Below are 23,395 nucleotides of genomic sequence, written 5' to 3'. Positions count from 1 at the left end.
GCAGCCGCGATCGCTGATGGGTGCAGTTCCCTTGAAGGGAAGGGTTGCGGTCACCCAGCCAAGCGACATCCCTTGATCATCGAGTTGCCCTCTCGCGTTGCTCAAGCCACTCGAGCTACCCGGTGCGGAAGGCGTGTCGGTTTCCCCTTGTGTCAAGGTACGGCTCGAAGGGCGGGTTGACCGCGCAGTCCCGATCGCGGACCTCCCCGCGGTGCGGGCCAACCACGATGAGCCAGCCGGTCATCCCGCATCCGTTGTCGCTGATGAGGACCGCGCCCCGCCCGCGTTCCAGGTGCCAGACTTCGTCGCCGGCGTCCCCGAAGACCTTGCGGTAGTCGTCCAGATAGTTGTCCTCTTCGTCACGAGTGGTGGGTTCGTACCCGGCTACGCGAAGGGTCGCTATCTGCTGGTCGGCCCAGTCTTCCGTCTCGACGAAGGGCCCACTGGGGTCCTGCAGCCAGTGGTGCCCTGCGGTGTCCCAGAGCCATCCCCATTTCCCGTCGATTCGGCACAACGACGTGAGGTGGAGTGCCGGTCCGGGGCCGCCGGCCCCGACCTCTGCCAGAAACGTGCGGTACTCGTCGGGCAACGCGACACCGTACTGTGCTTCGACCTCCGCGACCGTCGAGCAGCGATCGTCTGCAGCTCTCGGTCGGCGTTGCCGTTGGGGTCGATGAACTTCCGTGGGTTCGGAGCGAGGGCGGCCAGGCGGCGGGTGACCGCGCGGCGTGAGACCGCGACATGCGCGAGCGGACGGGTCCTGACGTTCGATCGGCGGCGACCCTCCACGGACAAGGGCGCGTTCGCGTGGCTCATGGTGTCGCCGGGACCGTACGGGGCGTGCGGTGCCGTGCGCCGGTGACGATGAGTGAGACGTTCTGTCCGCCGAAGCCGAAGGAGTTGCTGAGCACGGCCTGCTGGGGGACGTCTCGTCGCGTTGTGACGACGTCGAGGTCGATGTCGGGTCCGACGCCGGCTGCGGTGAGGTTGCGGGTCGGCGGGATGACGCCGTGTTCCACGCTGAGGACGGCGATGAGTGCCTCGATCGCGCCGGCGGCGCCGAAGAGATGGCCGAGTGCCGCCTTGGGGGCGGTGACGGTGGCGCGGCCGAAGACCTGCCTGATGGCGTGTGCCTCGGCGACGTCGCCGGTCGGGGTTCCGGTGGCGTGGGCGTTGATGTGGCTGATCTGCTCGGGGGCCAGACCGGCTTGTGCGAGGGCCTTGCGCATGGCGGAGACCTGGCCGGAGCCGTCGGGGGCGGGTGCCGTGATGTGGTGGGCGTCGGCGGCGATGCCGGCTCCCGCGAGCACCGCGTGGACGCGCGCGCCCCGGGCGTCGGCGTGCTCGGCGCTTTCGAGGACCACGACGGCGGCGCCCTCGCTGAGGACGAATCCGCTGCGGTCCGCGGCGAACGGCCGGGACGCCGAGGCGGGTTCGGCGGTGTACCGCGATAGTGCCTGTGCCTGGGCGAAGCCGGCGACGGTGATCGGGGTGATCGCGGCCTCGGTCCCGCCCGCGATGACCACGTCCGCCTCGCCGGCGCGGATGAGCCTGGCCCCGAGGGCGATCGCCTCGGCACCGGAGGAGCACGCCGAGACGGGCGTGTAGACGCCGGCCCGTGCGCCGTATTCGATGCTGATCAGAGCCGCCGCCGCGTTGGGCATGAGCATCGGTACCGTGCGGGGCGAGACACGCCGCGTCCCGGCCGACTCCAGTGCGTCGTCCTCCTTCAGCAGGGTCCGTACGCCCCCGATGCCCGTGCCGATCGCCGAGGCGAGCCGGTCCGGGTCCACCTGCGGGGCACCGGCGTCGGCCCAGGCCTCGGCGGCGGCGATGAGTGCCGCCTGCTGCGAGCGGTCGAGCCGCCTGGCCCGCACCGGCGGCAGGGACTCGGCGGGGTCGATCGCCATCGTCCCCGCGGCGGTGTCGGGAAGGCCGGCGTCCTCGTGGCCGCGCAGGGCGCCGCCGCGGATGCCGGACTCGCCGGCGAGCAGGGCGTTCCAGGTGGACTCCACGTCTGCGCCGAGCGGTGTGGTCGCGCCGAGTCCGGTCACGACGACTTCAGTGCGGTGCATGCCCTTCGACCTTTCTTGTATGCGATACAAGCGAACGGTTAAGTTGTATCACATACAATTCGGGTGTGGAGAAGAAGCGAACCGAGGCCCGGTCGACGTCGGCGCGGTCGCGTGACCGCGGTCGCGCGACGAGACGCCAGCTGATCGAGGCGACCGCACGGCTGTGCGAGGAACGGCCCGGCGCCGAGCTGAGCGTCGCGGAGATCGCGAACGCGGCGGGCGTCTTCCCCAACCAGGTCACCTACTACTTCGGTTCCAAGGACTCGCTGCTCGTGCACGCCGCCTTCCTCGGCCTGCTGCACGACGCCCGACGGATCGAGCGCATCGGTCGCCAGGCCACCGATGCGGCGACCTTCCGGCGCAACATCGCTCGCGCCGTACTGGCCATGCCCTCGCTCCCGTCGGTCGCGCGAGCACTCGCCGCCGCGATCTCCAAGCCCGAACTCGCCCCCGTGGTCGACCGGCACCTCCAGTTGCTGTTCCGGCAGTCCGAGCGCTTCGTGAGCCAGCTCGTCGAGGGCCGCGGCTGGAGGGTCGGTCGACCGCTCGACGTGGAGGCCAGGACGTTCTGGAGCACCGCGCTCGGCGCCGTGCTGCTCGTCCGCGCCGGGGCGCACGGCACCGGCGCGGACCTCGACCTCGCCGGAGCGCTGACCGTCCACGACGACGAACCCGAGCGCGGCTAGGGCGTTACTTCGGATCCGCGGGCGGACCGGATGAAGACGCCGGCGATGTGGAGTCCGGCGCGGAACACGGTGGCGGTGTTCTCGAAGCGGGTCGCCAGGCCGCGCCAGTTCTGCGGCTGTTCGCCGCGAGGTGGATCTCGGTGGTCCGCCCGCCCCGCTTCGGCGTCTGGTCCAACAAACAACGGCTCTGTGCGCGCCCATCGCGTGTCAGTCAACGGCCCGACCGGACCGACGATCCGGTGATCGGAAAGCAGGCCATCAGGTGGGGGTGGTTCGGGCACACTGGGGCGATGAACTCCGGGGCGGGGCTTGGCGAGGACGGCTGGGACGCTGACGGAGCCCTCCGGGCTGCGCTGAGGCGTACGGCCGAGGGGATCGGGCTTGCCCTGCCCGAGTCGGACGGGAAGTGGGGTCGCCTCGCGGAGTACGTCGACGCGAGGACCGGTCGGCGTGTGTGGGGGCCGAGGGGACGAGCGGGCCGCCCTGAGCCTGACTGCCCGGCTCAGGATGCGGTGGCGGGCAGGTGCCGCGGCCGGGTCCGGAGTGTGACCACTAGGGTGGCCAGGCTCACGGACAGGAGCGGGGCGAGGATGCCGAGGGGACGGGCGTCGAGCAGGCTGTGGAAGATCCGGTTGGTGCCGGCGACGGCCAGGAGGGCGCTGCCCAGCGCGGTGACGACGACGAGAACCGGAGCGTCCCGCGATCCCCGGCGGAGGCAGATGGTGGCGTAGACCCAGAAGCACACGACGGCTGCAGCGAAGCTGAGGATCAGGAAGCCGGTGAACCCCGCGACGAGATTGTTGAGTTCGGCGGTCTCCTCCTCGGCGGAGCCCCACTGGTCCCGGGGTGGCAGGTGGTTTCCGGGGGAAGGCCGCAGGGCCAGAACGCAGAAGGGCGCGACGCCCCAGAGCCAGGCCCCGGCCTGCGCCAGCCGAACCGGCAGAAGCCGCACGGGTAGGAGGCGGCCGGCAGGGGCTACGGGCACTGCGGTCATCGCGGTCTCTCCGGGGGAAGCGGCTGGTGAGGACGGGTAGAGCCTCGCCGAACCGCTCTGGCCGTCGCATGAGTACGGCTACTCATTCGTGCAGGTCCGAACAGCAGGCGGACCGCAGTGACGTTTCCTCAGACCCGTTGCGAAAAAGTATCATCGCTGCTGTGAGCGCCGTGGTACGTTCCGTAACCCCAACAGAAAACAGTTGACCCCGGCGGTGCTACCAACACCCCGGGGCCCGGCACCAGGAGCAGAACCTCCCGATGCGCGTCCATCGTACCGAACACGCACGCCACTTCACCGTGCTTCCCAACGCCGTCCTGCAGTTCCGTCGGCTGAGCTACACCGCCCGCGGCCTGCTCGCCGACCTCCTCTCCCGCCCTGACGGCTGGCGCGAGGACGGACGGCACATGGCCGACACCAGCCCCCAGGGGCGCGGCGCCGTCAGCAAGGCCCTCAAGGAGCTGACCGCCGCGGGTTTCTACCGGACCGAGAAGGTCCGCATGCCCGACGGCACCATCCGCACCGAGGCCCACGTCTACGACACCCCGCAGCCGACGACACCGGGTACCACCCGTCCGGCGCCCGGTGAAGCGGCAACCGGCCGTACTGGCGCCCCTGTAGTAAAGAACCCGGCGAAAGCAACCACCCTCCCCGCCCGCGACAGTGCCGACGGCGGCAGCGCCGATGTCGACTGCGGGACGGCCGTCAAGGAGGCCGATGCCGTTCGGGACGAACAGGTCCGCGAGGCCGTCGCCGCGCTCTACCGGGCGATCCGGCCCGAGCCCCGCCTGCGTATCGGCGAGGCCGAAGCGCGGGCGCTCGCACCGCTGGTCGCCCAGTGGCTGGAACGCGGCGCGACCCACGCGGACCTCGCCCAGGCGCTCCTGCACGGACTCCCCGTGCCCCTGCACTCAGCGACAGCGGTGATCCGCTACCGCCTCGAGCACAAGCTGCCTCCGACCCGCCCAGTCGTCGCCGTCCGACCCACCGAGCGCCCCACCTGCCACGACCCCGTCCCCCGCCCCGGCATCTGCCGCTCCTGCGCGGGCCTCGGAGGCGCACGAACCCCCCGCTGTCGGTGGCGGCGAGCGGTACACCCGCAGCGGTGCGGCCCGCGCCAGAACGGCCCTGCGCGCGGCGCGGACAGGCGCGCTGAGCCTCGGAAAACCCGCCCCGATCGGATGAGCGCCGCGCCCGCGCTCACCACTACTGCGGCGCCGGGCCCGGATTCTTTTGCCGCCACCGCCACACCCTGCTGGCACTCGGCGACCTCACCGACGACAACGACCGGATCCTCACCGCCATCGCCCACTGCCTCGGCTTCGTGGAGGCCCGCACCATCCACGGCTTCGCCCCGCACCTGCTGCGCAAGTGAACGGCTCCGAGGTCCGCGACGCACTGTCCTCCCTCGGCCTGCCCGACTCCGGCCCCGCACTGCGCACCTACACCGGGCTGCCTCCCGCCGAGGAACCCGAACTGCCCGACCACGGCAGCTGCATCTGTCACCAGGACGGCTGAGCGCATAGGCGGGGAGGCGCCACGGCCCAGCGGGTCCGGGTACCGTCGCGGGCCTGGCGATGCCGGACGAGACCGTCGCGTCGTTCAGTCGGGGTCATGGGTGTCCCGTTCTTAGTCTTGGCACCGCGGTGGAAGAGCGGGGCGCCGATGTCGGTTTCCAGCCGGGCGACTTGGGTGACGAGGGCGGAGGGGACGGTGCCGAGTGCCTCGCCGGCCGGGTTGACCTTCGGGATGATCACGCGATCAATCCAGAATGGAATCGAGCCGTCATCCGTCCAGGACCTCTCGCCGGACGTTGCCGCCTTCGGCCCACGTCCAGAGCCACTTCCGCAACGACTCGGCTGCGTAGGACAGCCCGTCGTGAGGATCCTCGCCCCATTCGGGCACCCAGCTATCGCAGTCGTAGAGCAGCACCGGGTTGTCGACGGCAAGCAGTGAGACGTGCCACGACATCGTGCAGCCGCCGCCTGTCAGGAAGAACCAGGACGCCGGCACGCCCTCCGCATTGTGGCGCTCCTGAGAGGCCACAGCGGACGGCCAGTCACTCAGGTGCCCCGGCACCCGGTTCCCCTCGCGCAGGCCGACAAGCCCGCCATCGGGCCCGAAGCCCCCGTCGGCGATCTCGGTCCAGATGCGGCGAAGCAGGTCGGGCAGCCGACGGGCGATCTTGCGTTCGACGTCCTCGACCTCGGCCATGGCGGCTGGCGGGAACAACGGCCCGCGCGGGGCGTCCGCGTAATACGCGGTCACTTCTTCGGCCCAGGATTCGAGCCGAACCGACCCATCGCCGCCTGTCCCCCGCAGGCCCGGGTGTGGCCGGGGTCGAACCATCCGGCGCCGTAGCGCTCCGCGATCCAGGCGCTCGGCACCTTCTGCCCTGTCGAAGCGCCGCCCCGGATCCCAGGCCCGGAAACGCAGCTTCTCGATCAACGCATCGTCGTCCGCCGGCTCTTCGGCGATTCCAGGATGCTGGAGCGACGCAGGGGACTCGGGCGAAGCGGCGGTCATGCGCCGAGAGCATTGTTGTGGGCGACGGAACCCACCTCGGCCCGAGGACCGCCGGACAGAAGGCCTTCTCCGTCACAAGTCGCGGCGCGGATAGAGTCGTCGCAGCAGCCCCGGAGCGGGGCGCACCGTGAAAGAAGAGGGCTGGAGGACGGCGGGGCATGTACCTCAAGAACGTGCGGGTGCGGAACGTGCGCGGGTTCCGCGGCGCCCGTGAGGTGGACCTCGACCTGACCCGGCCCGACGGCTCCTACGCCGGGTGGACGGTGCTGGCGGGCCGCAACGGGTCCGGCAAGTCCACCCTGCTGCGAGCCGTCGCCCTGGCGGTCAGCGGGCCGAGCGCGGCACGCGGGCTGGTCACCGGCTTCGACTCGTGGATCAGCGACGAGCGGTCGCAGGCGGTCGCGGAGGTCCGCCTCCACCACGACCCGTCCGAGGACCGGTTCACCACGGGACGGCCCCCGGCCGACGCGTTCTGGGCGGGCCTGAAGTGGACCGCGCCGGACGCCGCCACCGCGGCCGGCCGGCACGCCCAGCCGGCCCTGGGCCCGGTGGCGTACCGGAAGGCGCCGACCGCCGCCCAACGGGGCCCGTGGGCGGACAACCCGGTGGGCTGGCTCTGCGCGGGCTACGGGCCGTTCCGCCGTCTCGTCGGAGGGTCGGGGGAGGTCCAGCGGCGCATGGCGGGGTCGGGCGCCGTGGCCCGGCTGACCAGCCTCTTCCACGAGGACGCCTCGCTGGCCGAAGGCGTCAGCTGGCTCATCGAACAGCACCTGCGGTCCCTCGAGAACCGCCCGGGCGCGGCCGAGCTGAAGCGCACCGCGCTCGAGATCCTCGGCGACGACCTCCTGCCCGACGACTACACCATCGGGGACGTCGACTCCGACGGCCTGTGGGTCGCCCACGGCGGCCGGTCGTTCGCCCTGCGGGAGATGAGCGACGGCTACCGCACCGTCGCCGCGCTCGTGGTCGACATCCTCAAGCAGCTCCACGACACCTACGGCGCCCTACACGTCGAACGCGACAGCGGCCACCCGGTCGTGACCGTCCCCGGTGTCGTGATCATCGACGAGATCGACGCGCACCTGCACGTGTCCTGGCAGAAGCGCATCGGGGGGTGGCTCAAGCAGCACTTCCCGCTGGTGCAGTTCCTGGTCACCACCCACAGCCCCTACATCTGCCAGGCGGCCGACCCAGCCGGACTGATCCGCCTGCCCGGCCCCGACGTCGACGAAGCCCCCGAAGTCGTGGACGCGGACCTGTACGACCGGGTGGTGTTCGGCAGCGGCGACGACGCGGTGCTGTCCGAGCTCTTCGGCCTCGACACCCCGTACTCGCAGCGCGCGGACGAGGCCCGGGCCCTCCTGGTCACGCTGGAGATGAAGATCGTGGCCGGCGAGGCCGACGAGCAGGAACGCGAGCGCTACCGCCGGCTGAAGCGGACGCTCACCAGCTCGCCCTCCGCCCGGGTCGACGAGGTCGCCGCACGGCTGCACTCCCTGACCGGGCACGTCGCGTGATCCGGATCCGGCGGCCACCCCTGCCCGAGCCGCCGCGCTCCCGCATGGCCGAGTGCACCTGCGAGATCGTGCTGGCCCCGGAACCGGAGATCAGGGCGCGAAAGCTCTGGAACCACACGACGGTCCGAACCCACGTGCACGCGCCGCTGCGGGACCTCCTCGCGGAGATGGCCGCCGGGCGCGAGCGGTGCATGTACTGCGGGGACAACCAGGGCACCGACATCGACCACTTCGAACCGATCGACCGCCACCCGATGCGAGCCTTCGACTGGACCAACCACGTCCTCGCCTGCTCGCTGTGCAACAGCCACCTGAAGCGCGCCGCGTTCCCGCTCGACGAAGGCGGGGCGCCGCTCCTCATCGACCCCACGGCCGAAGACCCGACACCGCACCTGCGCCTGGTCCTGGCAGCCGGCATCTACCACCCGCTCACCCCCCGAGGCCAGGCCACCATCGACCTGTTCGACCTCAACCGAGGCCTGCTGGCCAAGGGCCGGGTCAACGCCTTCCACGTCACGAAGGCCTGCGTCGCCCAGTGGGCCCATGCCACCGCCCAGGGCGACCACGATGCCGCCGCCCACTGGGCCACGGTGGTCAACGAACAGCCGATAGCCGACGTGGTGCAGGCCATGCTGCACCAGGCACTCGACCCCGCCGCCGAGATCCTCTTCGAGGACGACCCGCAGCTCCTCGCCCACCTCAGGGAGCCCCGGCTCCGGTCGGCCCTGCTCATCGCCTAAGTGGTCGAGTTTGGAAGTCCTTCGGGGGGTGACGCTGAGGAAGCTCTTGTGCCAGGTGAAGGCGTGGAACCCGGGCGAAGGGCGAGTTGACCTTCAAGTTGGATGAACGTCGACAATCGGGGCCATGGACGGCACCACGGAACTACTCAGCATTAGCGCCTTCGCGCGGCGGGTCGGTCTCGCTCCGAGCGCCCTGCGTTTCTACGACGACTGCCGTGTCCTGCGGCCGGCGTGGGTTGACGGCGCGACTGGATACCGCTTTTACAGCCCTGCGCAGGAGGCCCGTGCCGCTCTCCTACGCGGTCTGCGAGATGCGGGACTGCCGCTGGCTGAGGTTGCCGTGGTGCTCGACGGGCCCGAGCACGAGGGTCGAGAGGTGCTGGAGCGGCACCTGGAGAGGATGCGGGACCGGACGCAGGCGGCCAAGACCGCCATCGCGGCGGCTCTGCGGTCCCTCTCGACTGCCGACAGCAAGACGGAAGCGCGAATCGGCGGCGTGGAGTTGGCCAGCGCTGTCCGCCAGGTGATCCCGGCCGCAGCCTCCGACGTGGAACGCCCTGCACTTGGCTGCGTCCTCATCGAGATCGATGACGGCGAGGTCCACCTGGTGGCTACCGATCGCTATCGCCTGTCGATGCGTGTCCTGAGGCCTGCGGCCCTCGAGGGAGGGCCCTGCCGTCTGCTGGTGCACGCGGCTGACCTGATCGAGTTCGGGCAATGGGCGGCGCGATTCCACCAGGTCACTATTCAGGTCGGACCGGACCGGACCCGAGCACGCAGTACGTCAGAGTCCCGTGTCCTGGTGACGGTCGATGACCAGTTCCCTGACTACCGCGAGATGCTCTCGGCTCTGGCCCCGCCCGAATACCGCGTGATCGTGGATCGCCTGGCCCTTCGCGACGCGGTCAACAGTCACGGCGACGCTGCACGTATCGCTCTGAGCTTCTCGGGGGACGAGATGACCATCTCTCTTCCCGATCGCTCCATCGCCACCGCCCTGCCCGCGGTCTGCCATCAAGACCTGCCGCAGCGGATCGGCTTCGACCCTGCCGTCCTGGCTCCCGCTCTGGAGGCCAGCGTCGGGCCCGACGTCCTGCTGGAGATCGCCGCCGCAGACCGACCTGTCGTGGTGCGCTCCGCGGACCAGGGCAGCTTCACCACCCTGGTCATGCCGGTCGCCCTCAACACCTCCAGCTGATCCCCCCTTGACACCGCGCCCTCATCACCTCAGGAGAACCATGACCGACCCCGAGAACATCGTCGTGCAGCTGTGCGTCCAGGGCATGCAGGCCGAGACCGAAGGACGAGACGCCCGAGCCCGGGACCTGTTCCTTCAAGCGTGGGAAGCAGCCGAGGACGACTACGACGCCTGCATCGCCGCGCACTACCTCGCCCGGCACCAGCCCACACCGCAGGAGACCCTGCACTGGAACCAGGAGTGCCTGAACCGGGCCGACAAGGTCGGCGACGACCGTGTCCGCGGCTTCTACGCCTCCCTTCACGGCAACATGGCCCGGGCCCACCGGGACCTGGGCCAGATCGACCAGGCCCGCGAACACTTCGAGTCCGCCGCCAAGCACATCGACGACGTCCCAGCCGGCCCCCACCAGCAATGGCTCCGCTACCGCATCGCCGCGGGACTGCGTGCCACCACTCCGGCCGCACCACAGCAGCACGAAGACCCGGTCGGCGAACTCCTCACCAAGCTCTGCGCACGCGCGGACCTCGAAGCTCTGAGTTTGCTGTTGCCCCCGTACATGGGCAGCCTCGGTACACCCGAGGACGAGGAACGCATCACCGCCGCCATGCGCATGCTCCACGCCGAGCGTCGCCTTCCCGACGATGAGCAGACCGCCCTCAGCCACGCGATCAAGGTCCGGTCCGCCGCGTGAGCGCCCGCGCCCCTCGGTGACGCGCGAGACACGAGCGTAGGCCACCGACCGCCTTCCTGGGCGCCGACGAACCTTCAACGATCATGATGGCCCGCCGACCTGACGGTCGGCGGGCCATCAACATGCCGGTCACTACCGCTCTTTCTTCTGCCTCCTTGGAGATCCAACGAGGCAGAAGGAAGAGCGGTGGACAGTCGAAATCATTCAGGCTTATCAGCCTGCCGCAGGATCCGGGGGACGGGTACGTGGCCATACGCGCTGCCGTGGCGGTGGTGCTGACCGCCGCCGAGCGCCACCGGCTGAAGAAGATGGCTTACGGGCACAAGACTCCACACCAAGCCAGGCAGCGTGCCGCAGTCGTCCTCTTCGCGGCACGTGGCCGGAGTAATGCCAGGATCGCCGCCGAGACCCCCCTGCACGTGGGCTACGACGTCCACCGCGCCCGGGTGTTCGGCCGTTGCGAGCCGAAGACCGGCATCGTCCCCTTCATGAACCTGGTCACCCAGGTCATGACCACCGAGCCCTACGCGAGCGCCAGACGCGTCTTCTGGATCGTCGACAACGGCTCCTCCCACCGGAGGAAGAAGGCCATCGACCGTCTGACCAAGGCGTTTCCGAACGCGGTCATGGTCCACACCCCCGTGCACGCCTCCTGGACCGATCAGATCGAGATCTTCTTCTCCATCGTCCAACGCAAGGTCGTCTCACCCAACGACTTCACGGACCTGACCCAGGTCCGGGACCGGCTCCGAGCATTCGAAGACCGCTACAACGCCACAGCACAGCCGTTCCAGTGGAAGTTCACCACCTCCGACCTGGACGATCTGCTGGCCCGGCTCGACCGACACACACCCGCCGACCGACAAAAAGAATCCTCCATCGCCCTGGCAGCCTGATCAACCCCCGAAGGACTTCGAGCGTCGACCACTAAGGTGCCGCAGGCGGGCAGGTCCACCTTCTCGCTACGGAGTGCCTCCATCCGCCCCCACCGGAAGGAATTGGTCGGTTGACCCCTGCGCATTACAGGGAGGAGACGGGCACCGGTGCGACCGGTTGCAGCATGACCGGCTGACCCCTGCGAATACAGGGAGGAACGCGTGAGCGACGACCCACTGCTGGTCCGCCGCCGGCGCAGCGCCTCGCCGCCGCCCTGTCCGCCGCGGTGAGGCTTCCGACCGGCGGGGGCACGGTCGCGGACTCCCGCTTCCTTCGTCCCCGCCGCCGGGTGATCACCGCTGAAAAGGATTCAATGGCTGCGCCGATCGAGTACCTGCAACGGCCGCATCATTTCATTGTCCTCATGGTCCATGATGTGACAGTGCCAGACGTACCGTCCCGCAATGCCAAAGCGAACCTTGACACGGGTGATATAGCCCGGCAATGTGATCACGGTGTCCTTATATCCGCCTTCCCCCGGTTGCGGGGGTGACGACGCGCCGCCCGTGACTTCCTGGCGGCCGAGGACCTGGAATCCGATCTGATGGATGTGGATGGGGTGCGCGTCGGGGGTGAAGTTGTACAGTTCCCAGATCTCCGTGTCGTCCTTCACCGGCGTCTCGGTGACCGGGTCCGACCACAGGAGCGGGGTGGCTGAGCCACTCGGCGAAACCGTGCCGAGTTTGTCCATCGTGGGCGCGCCGGTGAAGTACGCGGAGTCCTCTTCGTTGAGTGACAGCTTCCGGACCGTCCGACTCTCGGGAAGCGCCGGGATCGGGGGAAGCACGATCTGTGACGGCGGGACGCTGGTATCGGTGGAGGCAAGGGAAACGACGGTGAATTTCATGACCTGCCCCGTGGTCGTGATATTCGCCGGCGTGAAGTCGGTGACCGGTGCGCCGCCGTCGTACGCCTCGTCCGGGCCTTCATTGATCAAGTAGAGCCCGGTGCCGACCGGAGTGCCGGTGAAGTCGACCACCACGTCGGCGCGCTCCGCGGGGGCCAAGAGGAGTTGATCCGACTGGACCGGGGCCGGCAGGAATCCCTGGTCGTTTCCGATCTGCCAGAAGGGCAGTGCGGGGCTGACGGGGCGGGGGGCTGTGGCGTCAGCCGCGATCTTCAGGATGAGAGTACGGGCGTTGCTCGCGTTGAGGATGCGCAGGCGGTATCGCCGCGGTTCCACGTTGAGTACCGGCCAGGTGTTCCCGTTGACGACCATCGTGGTGCCGAAGAACTCCGGGTTCCAGATGGGCGGAATATCGGTGGAGGGGATCCATGGACCGTCCGGCGGGGTGTCCCCGAAGTATCCGCGACTGCTGGGGAAGAACAGCGACCCGTCCGCTTTGAAGGACTTGTCCTGAACCACCAGGGGGATTTCGTAGGGGTGGGCACCGTGGGCACCGTCTCGCCCGGACGCCGGCCCGGGAAGCACTCCCGAGGGGAGGTCGGCGGGTCCGCCTCGCAGCAGGTAGAAACCGGCAAGGCCCGCGTAGACATTCACCCGGGTCATGCCCAGAGCGTGATCGTGGTACCAGAGCGTTGTGGGACGCTGATCATTGCTGTACGCGAACGTCGCCGACCCGGGGCGCCAGCGGACGCCGTAACGGTCACGGAACTGCCCGGCGAACCGATCGTAATAGGTGCCTACGCGGGCATAGTCACGAGGAATATCACGAGATGCCGGCAGGTACCAGGCTTCGGGGTATCCGTCACTCTCTTCTCGGCTGTACCCCCCGTGCAGATGGGTGACGACGGGAACAGGTCCCGTGTACGGCCCGGGAGTGGTTGAGAAGGTCGGCCGGGAATCACGTCCGGCGCTTCCGCCAGGAGGGTTCGCCCAATGCAACGTGGGGTCCACAGCGCATAGATGGGGCAGATAGAAGCCGCGCGAGGTGACGAGGTCGTTGACCCATGTCACGGAGATCGGTCGATCCACACGGGCTTCAATGGTCAGGCCTGGCGTATGAAATGATTGCGGGTGGCCCACGGCCCCGTAACCCCAGACCGTGGTGGCCGGCATCCCGATCGGCAGCATTTGCTGTCGGAACTGACGGATCGCGATGTGGTAGGAGTCCCGGCCCTCGCCGGGCATCCTATCGAGAAGAAACAGCGGCGTTCTGTACTTGGGTACGGATGACGGATCGAGCGCTTCTCCCGATGGCCGTGAAGGATGCGGGTGGTGCCGGCGGTTTCGAAGAGCACCCGGCCCGGACGGAGAATCGACGGCGTAGGCATGTCCGTCCGCGAGTGCGCCGGCGAAACCTACGGCACCGACTGCCGCAACCGTGGTTTTGAGCAGCCCGCGTCGACTCGGCGGAGAACTCTCGGCGATATCGGCGGCCTGCGAATTCTTCAGGGAATCGGCATCCTTGATCACGCTCGAATGATATGCGCACGACATGGAATGTGGCGTTGTTTCCGCCATTCGACACGCCCCACTCCTTAAAGTCCGATCATTAGGCTATTACTGCGACGGCGGATCTTCCTTCCAGTGATCGAAGCCGATCGCCCCGCGCTTCGTGGAGCGATCGGCACCGCTTCCGGAAACGGGTGGACTGGTTCAGCAGGTCTGGCGCAGGTAGCCGGGGTCGCTCGGTGGAACGGCGTCGAGGTCGCGCCGCACGATGCTGATGCGGGTCCCCCAAGTCGTGCACGCCGCCTGGAGGCCCTGCTCGTCGTACTCGATGTCGAATACGCCGTCGCCGAACGCGTCGGTGTACCGGTCGCACTCGCCGTACGTGCCGCACTGTTCCACCACCGCGAAGTCGAGGCCCAGTTGCTTCCGGTCCGGGGCCAGCTCCGCCGCGTTCTTCTGGGCGATGGCAAGGCCTTGTCCGTGCGCGTGCGCGACGAGTAGGGACTGGTACGCCTCGGCGTCGGCCGCGCTCAGCAATTCGGCCGACCGTGTGTAGCTGTCGTAGTTGTCCGGCTCGACGGCGTTGAAGCCCTTGGTGGCGCACTCGTCGATCCAGCCGTCCACCTTCAGAGCGATCCGCTGTCGCTTGGTGTCCGTGCTGATGTCCAGCAGCGCCTCGTTCCAGGTGGTGTCGTAGACGACGTTGCCGGCCTGGTCCCGGAGCAGGAGGTCCCGGTCCCATTCCTGCTCCGCGTCCGGCTGGGCCTGGAAGCCGTTGACGTAGCAGATGTTGTAGATCCCCGGTGCCGGGGACGCCCCGTGGTCGCGGCTGACGACGGACACACCGGCCGGCGGCTGGTACGGCCCGCCGATCTGGTAGTCGAACCCGGCGTGCACTGGAGGCATCGTCACGGCGGGCGGGGCCGTCGCCGGTGCCGGTGTTCCCTCGGACGTGGAAGGCGAGATCGTCACCGCCGGTTCCGTGGTTCCGCCGGAGGAACCGCATGAGGAGACGGCGAGAACGGCTGCCGCCGAGATCGTCAGCGCTACGGCGATCCCGATCCGCGACCTGCGGGATCGACCATGGTCAACGGGCATCATCGGACTCCTGGACGACGGGGCATGTCCTCGGGGCGGCCCCCTCCTGCGGTGCCGGAGACACGAGGGACCACCCCGGCGCCTTCCTCCCGGGACTGGTCGCCTGCCTGGTCGGGCGGGACGTCGATGGGGCGGCGGGGCCGCGGCGCAGTGCGGCTGCGGTGCTACCGGGCACCCGGGTTCCGTGCGGGAAGCGGACGCAGCGGGGTGATCGCGTCGTCGGGGTCGGCGCACGGGGGCACTCGGCCGTCGGCGGCATCGGAGACCGGGCGACGGCCGTCGACGGCGGCCGAGGCCTGGCCGCCGTCGACGTGTGGAGGCTGCGGACAGCGGGCCCGGTGGGTCAGGCCACGCAGCCGGGGACCGCGGTGGGGCTGCCGAAGCAGTTGGTCGGGTTGTTGGCGAGCACGGCGGTGAAGTCGAGCGTGACGCTGCCGCCGTCGTTGTAGACCCCTCCGGGGGCGTTGGTCGCGAAGTTGCTGGCGACCTTGCTCCGGGTGAGCGTGGTGGTGGCGTCGGCACCGCCGAAGTTGGCGATTCCGCCGCCCGCACCCGTGGGCCCGGAAGCCGAGTTGTCGACGACGTCGCTTCGCGAGACGTTCAGCGTACCGTCGTTGGCCACTCCGCCGCCCAGCTCGAGCGCGTTGTTGTTGACGACAGCGCTCTTGTCGATGGTCATGTCGCCGTCGTTGCCCAGACCGCCACCGTTGTGGAGCGCGCTGTTGCCGCTGATGAGGCTGTGGTCGACGCTCGTGGTGGACCCGGTGGCGCCGCCGATCCCGCCGTAGAGGTCGGCGTGGTTGTCGCGGATGAGGCTGCGACTGACGGTGAGGGTTCCGTCGTTGCGGATGCCGCCCCCGAAGTCTCCCGTCGCGTCACCGTTGGCGATGATGGCCTCGCAAAGGCTCAGGTTGCCCGTCGAGTCGACCATGAGGATGCGGAAGGCCGGCGCGGCCGGGTCACGGGTGATGGTGGCGCCGTGACCCTTGATGGTGATCGTGTTCTGGATGGACGGCAGCGGGGTGGTCAGGTCGTAGATGCAGCCCGGGGCCAGGGCGAGCGTGCCGCCGGAGGTGTTCGCGTCGGTGATGGCGCTCGCCAGCGCGTCGGTGGTGCACGGGACGAACGTCCGCGCGGCTGCCGGGGTGGCGGCCAGGCCGGTGACCATGAGGGCGGCCGCCCCGAGAGCGCCCAGCGCGCGGATCGCCAGCTTGCTGCGGTTCATTGCTTCTCCCTGGTGTCGAGTGGATCGTCCACGGGGCCGCGTGCGGCGTGTCCGGGAACGGGTCGGGGGTGTGCTGGGACCCGGGCTCGTGGTGGCTTGAGCCCTCTGGTGTGGTCCGGTCGCACCTGTGCGGGCATCCGGCCTGCGACTGCCGGGGCGCAGCGGTTGAACGTCCGTGCGTCAGCCGGGCGGTGGGCCCGGGGTCCGGGCGGGCGCGGTGAAGGCGCCGCGGTGTCGGAGACGGCAGTGCGGTGGCAGAGCCCGGCACCGCCTCCGGTGGGTCCTCGGTTCGGGCTGACGGCCTGCGGGGGCGTCATGACGCTCACCGTGTTCGCGCCGTCGTCGCTCACCTAGGTGGAGGGAGCGTTCGGGGTGAATGCCACCTTGCTCGCAGCGGTGTCGATCACGTTCACGCCGCCACCGGCGCTGTTCGCCACATGGGCGCGGCTGCCGTTCGGGGTGACCGCGATTCCGGTGGGCCCGCCCCGCCCGGCACGGTCGCGTCCTTCGCCGCCGGTCCTGCCGGCAGGCGGTCAGCCGCTGAGCTCATGACGTCCCCTCCGATCAAGCGGGGACCGTCGACGTCCAACGGCCGTCGCGTTCACGACGGCCGACACGACGTCGGCTCCTTACCGGGGGCGCCCGACGGCTGCCGGACCGGGAGCACGCGTCTCCTGAGGTCCGACGCATTCCCCCGGCAAGGGATGGGCGGCCCACCGGGTGCAATCGCTACGAGTAACCCACAGGGCCACAGAAGGCAGCCATCGAAAGGTCTGCTTCTCACCCGAACGGCCGAGCGCGCTACCCGGGAACGATCCCGCACGTGCCGTCCACCCGGCCACGACGACCGCTTCCCCGCGTACCGCGGCCGCACCGCCCGACAGGGCGCATCGCCGGAGGGGCTTAAGGCCGCCGGCGTCAGCGACGACCGAACGGCGTACCCGACGCTCGATCCGTCCACGCGACGGTGTCGGTGGACGCGATCGACGAATCCGCACAGCGAGGATACGGAATATTATATCCAGGATGGACTGCTCGGGTGAATTCAAACATTCACTGCTGACATCCGCTCAAATCATTGACACGATCGAGGATGAGTATTCCGCGGATAGGAGTCCGCGGAAATCATCGCCCCGGTGGAGGTTCGCCATGACCAACTGCCCAGCTGTCGACGCCCGAGCCGCTCTCGCCTTCCTCCAGAACAGCGGACTGATAGACATGAACACCACTCTGGAGCAGTTGGTCAGTGCGACCACCACGCTCGGAGAAATCTCCGGCTATGTGCTGGCCTGGGACAAGTACGTGCTCGTCGTCCCGTCCGTGACCGAGGAGGCCGCGCAGGCCTAGCCTCGGACTGCGCCGTACGGGGCGCCCGCGTCAGGCGAGGCGCAAGGCCGGGTGACATCGACTCATCAGGGGCGGCTGTGGCTGACACGTGGCGCACGGTGGAACAGGGAGCGGTCTCCTGGCTGGCCGCACACCGCACCCGTTTCGACCCCGACGCCGCCGATGAGGGGCGTGTGCTGTTCGTCCGCAAGGCGCTCGTCGAGGTCGCGTTGCTGGTCGGACTGCGCGCCCGGGCGGAGTCCGGATCCTTCGACGACGCCGACTATCAGACGCTGTTCGACCAGGTCACCGCAGTGGCGGCTCGGGCTTCGTACCGCGAGCTCGTCGCACGCGACGAGCGGGCCCTGCTCTTGTACGCGGGCACCTATGCGTCACAGCGGTTGTGCGGGCGGCCCGACCGCGAATTCGAGCGCCTCATCGGCCAAGCGGTCTCCGGGCGCTACGCCGCCTGTTTCGAGCGTGTTCCCTTTCGGCAGCTGGATCTGCTGCACACGCTGGAGTTGGCCGGAATCGATCACGGAATGCCGGAGGCCAACGCTGTCCTGCCTTTCTCCCTGCTCTGCGCGGATCCGTCCGTGCTGAAGCTGAGCGACGGCGATGTCTACGCGATCACGCACACCGTGTTCTACGCCACCGATTTCGGTCGGCGCACCCCCCGGTGGCCCACCGGATTCGATCTGCCGCAGGCCGTGGAGCTACTGGAGGCACTCAGCCTTCTGTGCCGCCGGAAGGAGAACGCCGACCTGGTCGCCGAATTGCTCTGCTGCCTGCTGTGCCTGGGGATCCGGGACTCACCCGAGACGGAACGGGCATGGGCGTTTCTCGCTGACGTACAGGAACCCAGCGGGCGGGTCGCCGGGCCGGACGGCGTCCTCCCGCCGGAACTCGAGAACGGCGATCCGGAATACCGCGGCTGGGCCACCGGCTACCACACCACGATCGTCGCGGCGCTGGCCGGCCACCTCGCCCGCGACGCAGCCGTGATCCGGCGGCCGCGCCCCTCACCTCCCCGGTCCGCCGGCAGGGGACGACTTGAAGCCGCGATCCGGCGCGCCATCGCCTGGCTGACCGATGACGCTCCCGAGGCGCCCTTCGACGACGCGGTTCCGGCAGCCGGCGCGGCCTCGCGCGCCGCACGCTCCGTGGGGGATCCGCAACTCGCCGCCCGGACTCTCACACGTCTCGCGCAACGTGCCGACGGCGCCCTCGCCCAGCCGGTGGCCTGGGGGCAGCAGGGCGTCGACGCGGTCGCCGAGTGCGCGCGAGGACTGTCGGCCTGCGGACTGGCCTGCGACTCCCTCGACCGGTTCCTGACGGACACGGCGGGAACACTCACCGGACTCACCGCCGTTCCCACGACCGCCGCCGGCGGAGTCAGGCTGCTTCAGGACCTGGGTCGGCTCACCGCGCAGCAGGCGGACTCCCTCCTCGCCTCCACCGACCCAGCGAGCCTGCTGGCCGAGAACCGTTCGCCCGCGATCACCGCCGTGGCCTTGGCACAGTACGCCGACGGCCGACCGCTTCGCCTCGGCGGCGACGCCTCCGTCTGGCGTTCCGTCGCGGAGCGGTTCGCGGCCGCGCTGCCGGCCGCCTGCCGGAGTTACCGACTCGAAGAGGTCGCCGCGCTCCTTCAAGGGCTGGGGGTGGTCGGCTGGGCCGATCACCGGATCACCCGCGACGGGGTCGACTTCCTGCTCTGCCAGCAGCACCCCACCGGCGCCTTCGGCTACCCGGCGCGCGACGACCACCGGGAGCGGGCGACGGCACAACGCGGCTGGACCCGCAGTTGCGTCGTCGCCCTTTCATGCCTGTACGACCTGTACGACGAGTGAGCACCCCACCGCTCCCGCGTCCTCCCGGTACGGTTCCGCCGCATCCCGTCAGCCACCGCGCTCGTCGACCAGGTGGCGCACGACCTGGGTGGTTTCGCGGCGCTTCCATGTCCGGGCCCGCTTCCACGGCGACGCGACTGGCCGACGCCTCGACGCTTCGTCTTGCCACGCTGGCGGGGTCCGGCATTCGCGACGGGCGTGCGCGGACATATCGTCGCGCTGGGCCTTTTGGGTGACTATTCGTCAATACTGTTGCTTCATATCCATTCTTTCGGGTTAATGATGCCGTCTGAACCGGCGGCCGCCCATCCCCGTGCCGGGAAGTCCAGCTGGCGGCCCGTCCGTTGTCGCAGTCCCCGCCGCTCGGACACCGGGGCCGATCGGTCCGAGCCGGCCCGGTGTCAGCTCACCGGCACGCATGGACGCCACCGGTCCGGACATCCCGTAGTCGCGACGGTGTCGGCACCCGCGGCCAGGTATCTCCCGTCCCGTCCTTCGGACTCGCTGCCGGGCGCAGTGCGCCGGGTCGAGGCAGTGGCCGGACAGCGCACAGGACCGGCGACGGACGGCGTGGCCGAAGGTCCACCCGGCCGCCATCACCGTTCTCACACAGGAGACACATCGTGAACGCAACCGTGCACGCGACGCCGTCGGCGCCGAACCTCACGCTGCCCTGGCCGCTGCCGCCCGTGCTGTTCGCGGACATCCCCAACGCGGGGCCCGCGGCCGGCGGCAACACCGTCACCCTCACCGGTCTGGGCCTCAACGCCGCCACGCAGGTTCTCTTCGGATCGTCTCCGGCCACCGTCGTGGCCGGAGACGTCCTCGGCTTCAGTCTCGTCGTCGTGGCCCCGCCTGGAAGCGGCACGGTGGGGGTGACCGTCACCACCCCGAACGGCACCAGCAACGCCGTGGCCTACACGTACCTGGTGGCCTCGCCGCCGCCCGTGCCCAACCCCACGGCCATCACGCCCGTCTCCGGCCCGGTCGCCGGCGGTACCGCATTCATCATCACCGGTACCGGGCTCGCCGGGGCGAGCGTGACCTTCGGCGGCACCCCGGCCACCGTACTGGCCAGCACCGCGAACGTGATCGCGGGTCTGATCCCCGCGCACGCCGCGGGCAACGTCCCCGTGGTGGTGACCACCGCCGGTGGATCGGCGAGTGTTCCGGGCGGCTTCACCTACCTCGCGCCCGCGCCGCCGGTCGTGACCGTGCCCATCACCCCGGTGGTCAGTATCCCGGCGGGTGGTGGCGTGTTCACCATCGTGGGGACCGGTCTCACGGGTGCGACCGTGACCTTCGGCGCGACCCCGGCGACGCTGACCACCGACACCGACGTCCTCATCACCGGCATCATCCCGGCCGGTACCCCGGGTACCACCGTCAACGTCACCGTGACCACCCCGGGTGGTACGGCGTTCGCCGGAACCATGACCTACACCGCCTGATCGATCCCGCGGCGCAGCCGGCCTTCGGACGACACTCCGAAGGCCGGCTACCCGTGCCGCTCCCCGGTGGTGGCCGCCGCGAAGACCCCGGTGTCACCGTCACCGCTTCCCCCAGTCCCAAGGGGCCGACCGGGCGCCGCGTAGGCACGCCACCTGGTGGACCGCCAACTGGCGGACCTGGAAGTCAAGGTGGGCGCGGCGGACGGTGTCCATGACGGCGGTGAGCACGACGACGTCCCGCACGACCCGGTAGCCCGACCACGCGCCGATGTGACCGTAGGGCACGGCGGCGTCGGCCCGGCCGTGCGCGGTGTAGGTGTCGTCGTAGGCCCGCAAGTCGTCGCGGTGGCCGCGCAGTAGCTCGTTGCGCCAGCGCGCGGCGACCAGGTCCCACTCCCGGTGGCCGCGCCACAGCGGTCTGCGCAGCGCCAGCCGCGGGTGGATCCCGTCGTCGTGGCAGCGGGTCAGCTGTCGGGCGCCGAGGATGACGGTGGGCGGAGTCGGCCAGTCGATGTCTTCCCACTCCGCGCGCAGCCAGGCGGCGTGCTCGCGCAGGAACCAGCGGTCGGACTCGCTCAGCGGGGTCTTCTCCAGGTCGTCCAGCAGACCGGCGAACGGGTCGTGGTCCTCCAGCCACGGCGCCGCCCCGGGAGGGATCCGGTGCACGGCGGCGGTCACCCGCGCGCTCAGCGACTCGTCCCTCCGCTGTTTCCCGGGGTTGTGCCAGAAGGTGACGGCCCGGCCGGCAGCCGTGCGGACGCCGCTGTAGTACGGGGCGGCGACGGCCACCCGGTGCAGTTCCAGCAGCTCCGCGCCCCGCACCAGCGCCCGCGCGTCGTCCAGACCCGTCTGCACCAGGGCGATCGCACGCGGCGCGGGCAGCGACCACACGTTGACGGGGTGGTCACTGACCAGCTCGGCGTGCCGGGCGTCGTCGCCGGAGGCCGTGCAGGCCTGGGTCAGGGCCACGTAGGACGCCGTGACGTCCCGCCTGCGGGCGTGGCTGGTGGTCCTGAGCAGCGCGCTGGTGCTCGGTCCGATGCTCACGGAGCATTCCTCGGATACGAAGTCGGTGGGCAAGGAGTTCTGTCCGGGACAGTTCCAGGTGCTGTCCCGGAGCGGTCGGCGCCGCGCGACAGTGGTACGCACCGGCATCTCCGCCCGTACCCGCGTGCCGTCCAAGCCGGGGTCGGCGACGCGGCGTCCGGAGGCGTTCCCGGCGACGGGGGACAGGCTGCGGCCGCTGGTCGGGTCGAGGCCCACCGGGTTGTGTTCGGGCTTTCGGGAGCCCGGTCGGTGGCGGACGTACGGGGCGCACCGCTCGGGGCGTGCTGCAGGACGGCAGTCGACGTCGTACCCGGCTGACCTCCTCCGCGGCCATGCGACGGTGCTGGTGCGCTCGGCGGCCGTCAGTCGGCTGCTTCCGGTGCGGATGCGCGGTGCCGGAACCGACTCCGCGCAGGGGAGGCGGATCCGTCTCGCGATTCCGTGGCGCGGGCGAGCGGCTTGGTGGGCTGCTGGTCGTCACGTCGGGACGGGGCCTGGTCCTCGTCCGTGGCGGCCCGACACCGCGGGCGACGGGTTCTTCCTGCCGCCAGGGCTCGCGCCCCGGCGCCGGAGGTCCGGTTCGGCCGTTCCAAGGTGATCGGGCCACTGTGCTCGGCGACCGTCTGGCCCGCCCCCCTCGGAGCCCTCGGGAAGCGGGCGATGACCGCCCCGCGAGTGGTGGTGACCGACAGGTGTGGTTCGTCCAGCCGACGGCGGATCCCCACCTCGTTACCGGCGAGACCCGGGAGCAGGTAGAAATTGCCCTCGAACGACACGCGTCCGTGCGGATCGACCCTGCGCTGAACGCAGATGCGAGCCGGGAACGGCTTCGGGGGCAGCGGCAGCAGGGCCTGGGCGCTGCAACCCGTCCGTCGGTGCCAACGGTCCGAGCGCTCGGCCAGGCGGTCGAGGCTGTCCTGGGCCGCCTGCACGCTGGGTTCCTCGGCCGCGGTGTTCCACCAGTGAAGGACGACGGAGCGGTGGGCGCGGACGACGGGGCCGGGCGCTTCCATCTGCGGGCGGATCGCGATGGAGGCACCGTAGTGGACCGCGATCTGGTGGAAGACGGCGGTCACCTTGCCGGCCGTCGAGCAGACCGGCCGGGTCCGGTCGAACAGCCAGCGTTCGCCGGTGCCGCCGAGGCGACGCAGCACCTGGTCCAGGGCGGCCACGTAGTGCGGGAGGTCGTCGGTGTCGGCCAAGGCGGCCCGCCAGCGGCCGGATCGCGTGAGCGAACCCATGAGCAGGTGCACCTCGCGCCCGCTGTCCCATTCGACCGGCGGGGGCGGAAGCCGTACCCAGTCGAACCGCAAGTCTTCGACGGTGCCGCAGCCGGGGCTGGCCCTCCCGCGGTGGCACGATCCGCAGCGCGGACGCGTCAGGTGCCTGCGCAGGGCGCGGGTGAAGGTCGAGTAGGCGCGGTCGTAGCCCAGCTCGACGATCTCGCCGTAGAGCACGTTCGCCTGTAGGTGCGGATCGTCGTCGAGTCGTTGCTGGCAGTACGGGACGAACTGCAGGAAATCATCATGGGTCACTGCTCGGATTCCTATGGTCCGCTCTCCGTTGAGGTAGGCCCTGACGGTCTTGCGGTCACGGCCCAGGAATCGGGCGATTGCGGAGATGGACCAGCCCTGCTGGTGCAAGGCGAAAACGTCTCTGCATTCCTCTGGACT

General features: G+C 70.0%; 20 protein-coding genes. 10 read left to right on the top strand and 10 right to left on the bottom strand.

From position 1 onward, the window contains the following. Positions 1-115: 115 nt before the first annotated feature. Complete coding sequence (locus ACWCYO_RS11775) at positions 116-772, bottom strand: SMI1/KNR4 family protein (protein WP_449784139.1); 657 nt, start codon at positions 770-772, stop codon at positions 116-118. 40 nt (positions 773-812) lie between these two features. Beyond that, positions 813-2,075: a beta-ketoacyl-[acyl-carrier-protein] synthase family protein gene (locus ACWCYO_RS11770; protein ID WP_449784125.1), complete on the bottom strand. Its 1,263-nt coding sequence runs from the start codon at positions 2,073-2,075 to the stop codon at positions 813-815. A gap of 65 nt (positions 2,076-2,140) precedes the next feature. On the opposite strand from ACWCYO_RS11770, the gene ACWCYO_RS11765 reads away from it, so the two are divergent. Next, positions 2,141-2,761, top strand: a complete 621-nt coding sequence (locus tag ACWCYO_RS11765) for a TetR/AcrR family transcriptional regulator C-terminal domain-containing protein (RefSeq protein WP_449784124.1) — start codon at positions 2,141-2,143, stop codon at positions 2,759-2,761. A 502-nt stretch (positions 2,762-3,263) separates the two neighbouring features. Here the strand turns inward: ACWCYO_RS11765 and ACWCYO_RS11760 are convergent. Continuing rightward, positions 3,264-3,713, bottom strand: coding sequence for a hypothetical protein (locus ACWCYO_RS11760; protein ID WP_449784123.1), 450 nt, complete (start codon positions 3,711-3,713; stop codon positions 3,264-3,266). Positions 3,714-5,126: 1,413 nt separating this feature from the next. On the opposite strand from ACWCYO_RS11760, the gene ACWCYO_RS11755 reads away from it, so the two are divergent. Beyond that, on the top strand, positions 5,127-5,273 hold the full coding sequence (locus ACWCYO_RS11755; RefSeq protein WP_449784122.1) for a hypothetical protein: 147 nt from the start codon (positions 5,127-5,129) through the stop codon (positions 5,271-5,273). Here ACWCYO_RS11755 and ACWCYO_RS11750 read toward each other — a convergent pair. Together ACWCYO_RS11750 and ACWCYO_RS11745 are read right to left on the bottom strand one after the other, a co-directional pair. After that, positions 5,258-5,512, bottom strand: coding sequence for a helix-turn-helix domain-containing protein (locus tag ACWCYO_RS11750; RefSeq protein WP_449784121.1), 255 nt, complete (start codon positions 5,510-5,512; stop codon positions 5,258-5,260). The genes ACWCYO_RS11755 and ACWCYO_RS11750 overlap by 16 nt on opposite strands. A gap of 28 nt (positions 5,513-5,540) precedes the next feature. Beyond that, complete coding sequence (locus ACWCYO_RS11745; protein ID WP_449784120.1) at positions 5,541-6,281, bottom strand: hypothetical protein; 741 nt, start codon at positions 6,279-6,281, stop codon at positions 5,541-5,543. A 158-nt stretch (positions 6,282-6,439) separates the two neighbouring features. Between ACWCYO_RS11745 and ACWCYO_RS11740 the strand changes: the two genes are divergently transcribed. The 5 genes from ACWCYO_RS11740 (at position 6,440) to ACWCYO_RS11720 (ending at position 11,326) form a co-directional block, all read left to right on the top strand. Beyond that, positions 6,440-7,798 carry an AAA family ATPase gene (locus ACWCYO_RS11740; protein WP_449784119.1) on the top strand — a complete coding sequence of 453 codons (1,359 nt, stop codon included), beginning with the start codon at positions 6,440-6,442 and terminating at the stop codon, positions 7,796-7,798. 44 nt (positions 7,799-7,842) lie between these two features. Then, the gene (locus tag ACWCYO_RS11735) at positions 7,843-8,538 is read left to right on the top strand and encodes an HNH endonuclease (RefSeq protein WP_449784118.1); all 696 of its coding nucleotides are present in this window, start codon (positions 7,843-7,845) and stop codon (positions 8,536-8,538) included. Positions 8,539-8,662: 124 nt separating this feature from the next. Then, complete coding sequence (locus ACWCYO_RS11730; protein ID WP_449784117.1) at positions 8,663-9,736, top strand: DNA polymerase III subunit beta family protein; 1,074 nt, start codon at positions 8,663-8,665, stop codon at positions 9,734-9,736. A gap of 40 nt (positions 9,737-9,776) precedes the next feature. After that, on the top strand, positions 9,777-10,430 hold the full coding sequence (locus tag ACWCYO_RS11725; protein WP_449784116.1) for a hypothetical protein: 654 nt from the start codon (positions 9,777-9,779) through the stop codon (positions 10,428-10,430). 245 nt (positions 10,431-10,675) lie between these two features. Next, entirely contained in the window at positions 10,676-11,326 is a 651-nt protein-coding gene (locus ACWCYO_RS11720; RefSeq protein WP_449784115.1) for a transposase, read from the top strand. Positions 11,327-11,676: 350 nt separating this feature from the next. On the opposite strand, the gene ACWCYO_RS11715 is transcribed toward ACWCYO_RS11720, so the two are convergent. The 3 genes from ACWCYO_RS11715 to ACWCYO_RS11705 all read right to left on the bottom strand — a co-directional run bounded on the left by ACWCYO_RS11715 (position 11,677) and on the right by ACWCYO_RS11705 (position 16,045). Further along, positions 11,677-13,743: a multicopper oxidase family protein gene (locus tag ACWCYO_RS11715; RefSeq protein WP_449784114.1), complete on the bottom strand. Its 2,067-nt coding sequence runs from the start codon at positions 13,741-13,743 to the stop codon at positions 11,677-11,679. 183 nt (positions 13,744-13,926) lie between these two features. Further along, positions 13,927-14,820: an endo alpha-1,4 polygalactosaminidase gene (locus ACWCYO_RS11710; RefSeq protein ID WP_270151875.1), complete on the bottom strand. Its 894-nt coding sequence runs from the start codon at positions 14,818-14,820 to the stop codon at positions 13,927-13,929. 343 nt (positions 14,821-15,163) lie between these two features. Continuing rightward, the gene (locus ACWCYO_RS11705; RefSeq protein ID WP_270151877.1) at positions 15,164-16,045 is read right to left on the bottom strand and encodes a hypothetical protein; all 882 of its coding nucleotides are present in this window, start codon (positions 16,043-16,045) and stop codon (positions 15,164-15,166) included. A gap of 1,149 nt (positions 16,046-17,194) precedes the next feature. On the opposite strand from ACWCYO_RS11705, the gene ACWCYO_RS11700 reads away from it, so the two are divergent. The 3 genes from ACWCYO_RS11700 to ACWCYO_RS11690 all read left to right on the top strand — a co-directional run bounded on the left by ACWCYO_RS11700 (position 17,195) and on the right by ACWCYO_RS11690 (position 20,675). Then, positions 17,195-17,392, top strand: a complete 198-nt coding sequence (locus tag ACWCYO_RS11700) for a hypothetical protein (protein ID WP_270151879.1) — start codon at positions 17,195-17,197, stop codon at positions 17,390-17,392. A gap of 77 nt (positions 17,393-17,469) precedes the next feature. Then, the gene (locus ACWCYO_RS11695; protein WP_449784113.1) at positions 17,470-19,224 is read left to right on the top strand and encodes a DUF6895 family protein; all 1,755 of its coding nucleotides are present in this window, start codon (positions 17,470-17,472) and stop codon (positions 19,222-19,224) included. A gap of 623 nt (positions 19,225-19,847) precedes the next feature. Beyond that, positions 19,848-20,675 (top strand): IPT/TIG domain-containing protein, encoded by an 828-nt coding sequence (locus ACWCYO_RS11690; RefSeq protein WP_270151758.1) that lies wholly within the window; start codon positions 19,848-19,850, stop codon positions 20,673-20,675. A 99-nt stretch (positions 20,676-20,774) separates the two neighbouring features. Here ACWCYO_RS11690 and ACWCYO_RS11685 read toward each other — a convergent pair whose 3' ends face one another. Both ACWCYO_RS11685 and ACWCYO_RS11680 read right to left on the bottom strand, forming a co-directional pair. Next, on the bottom strand, positions 20,775-21,722 hold the full coding sequence (locus ACWCYO_RS11685) for a hypothetical protein (protein ID WP_449784112.1): 948 nt from the start codon (positions 21,720-21,722) through the stop codon (positions 20,775-20,777). Between the two features lie 362 nt (positions 21,723-22,084). Then, positions 22,085-23,257 carry a Mu transposase domain-containing protein gene (locus tag ACWCYO_RS11680; protein ID WP_270151762.1) on the bottom strand — a complete coding sequence of 391 codons (1,173 nt, stop codon included), beginning with the start codon at positions 23,255-23,257 and terminating at the stop codon, positions 22,085-22,087. Positions 23,258-23,395 lie beyond the last annotated feature (138 nt).

Source organism: Kitasatospora sp. NPDC001683 (assembly GCF_053596495.1).
The sequence above is the reverse complement of the archived record's forward strand: the minus strand, read 5'-3'. Positions and strand labels throughout refer to the sequence as shown.

Coding starts and splice junctions, on each gene's coding strand:
- ACWCYO_RS11770 (WP_449784125.1), bottom strand. CDS start 2,075: ATGCACCGCACTGAAGTCGTCGTGACCGGACTCGGCGCGACCACACCG.
- ACWCYO_RS11745 (WP_449784120.1), bottom strand. CDS start 6,281: ATGACCGCCGCTTCGCCCGAGTCCCCTGCGTCGCTCCAGCATCCTGGA.
- ACWCYO_RS11740 (WP_449784119.1), top strand. CDS start 6,440: ATGTACCTCAAGAACGTGCGGGTGCGGAACGTGCGCGGGTTCCGCGGC.
- ACWCYO_RS11735 (WP_449784118.1), top strand. CDS start 7,843: ATGGCCGAGTGCACCTGCGAGATCGTGCTGGCCCCGGAACCGGAGATC.
- ACWCYO_RS11730 (WP_449784117.1), top strand. CDS start 8,663: ATGGACGGCACCACGGAACTACTCAGCATTAGCGCCTTCGCGCGGCGG.
- ACWCYO_RS11725 (WP_449784116.1), top strand. CDS start 9,777: ATGACCGACCCCGAGAACATCGTCGTGCAGCTGTGCGTCCAGGGCATG.
- ACWCYO_RS11710 (WP_270151875.1), bottom strand. CDS start 14,820: ATGCCCGTTGACCATGGTCGATCCCGCAGGTCGCGGATCGGGATCGCC.
- ACWCYO_RS11705 (WP_270151877.1), bottom strand. CDS start 16,045: ATGAACCGCAGCAAGCTGGCGATCCGCGCGCTGGGCGCTCTCGGGGCG.
- ACWCYO_RS11700 (WP_270151879.1), top strand. CDS start 17,195: ATGACCAACTGCCCAGCTGTCGACGCCCGAGCCGCTCTCGCCTTCCTC.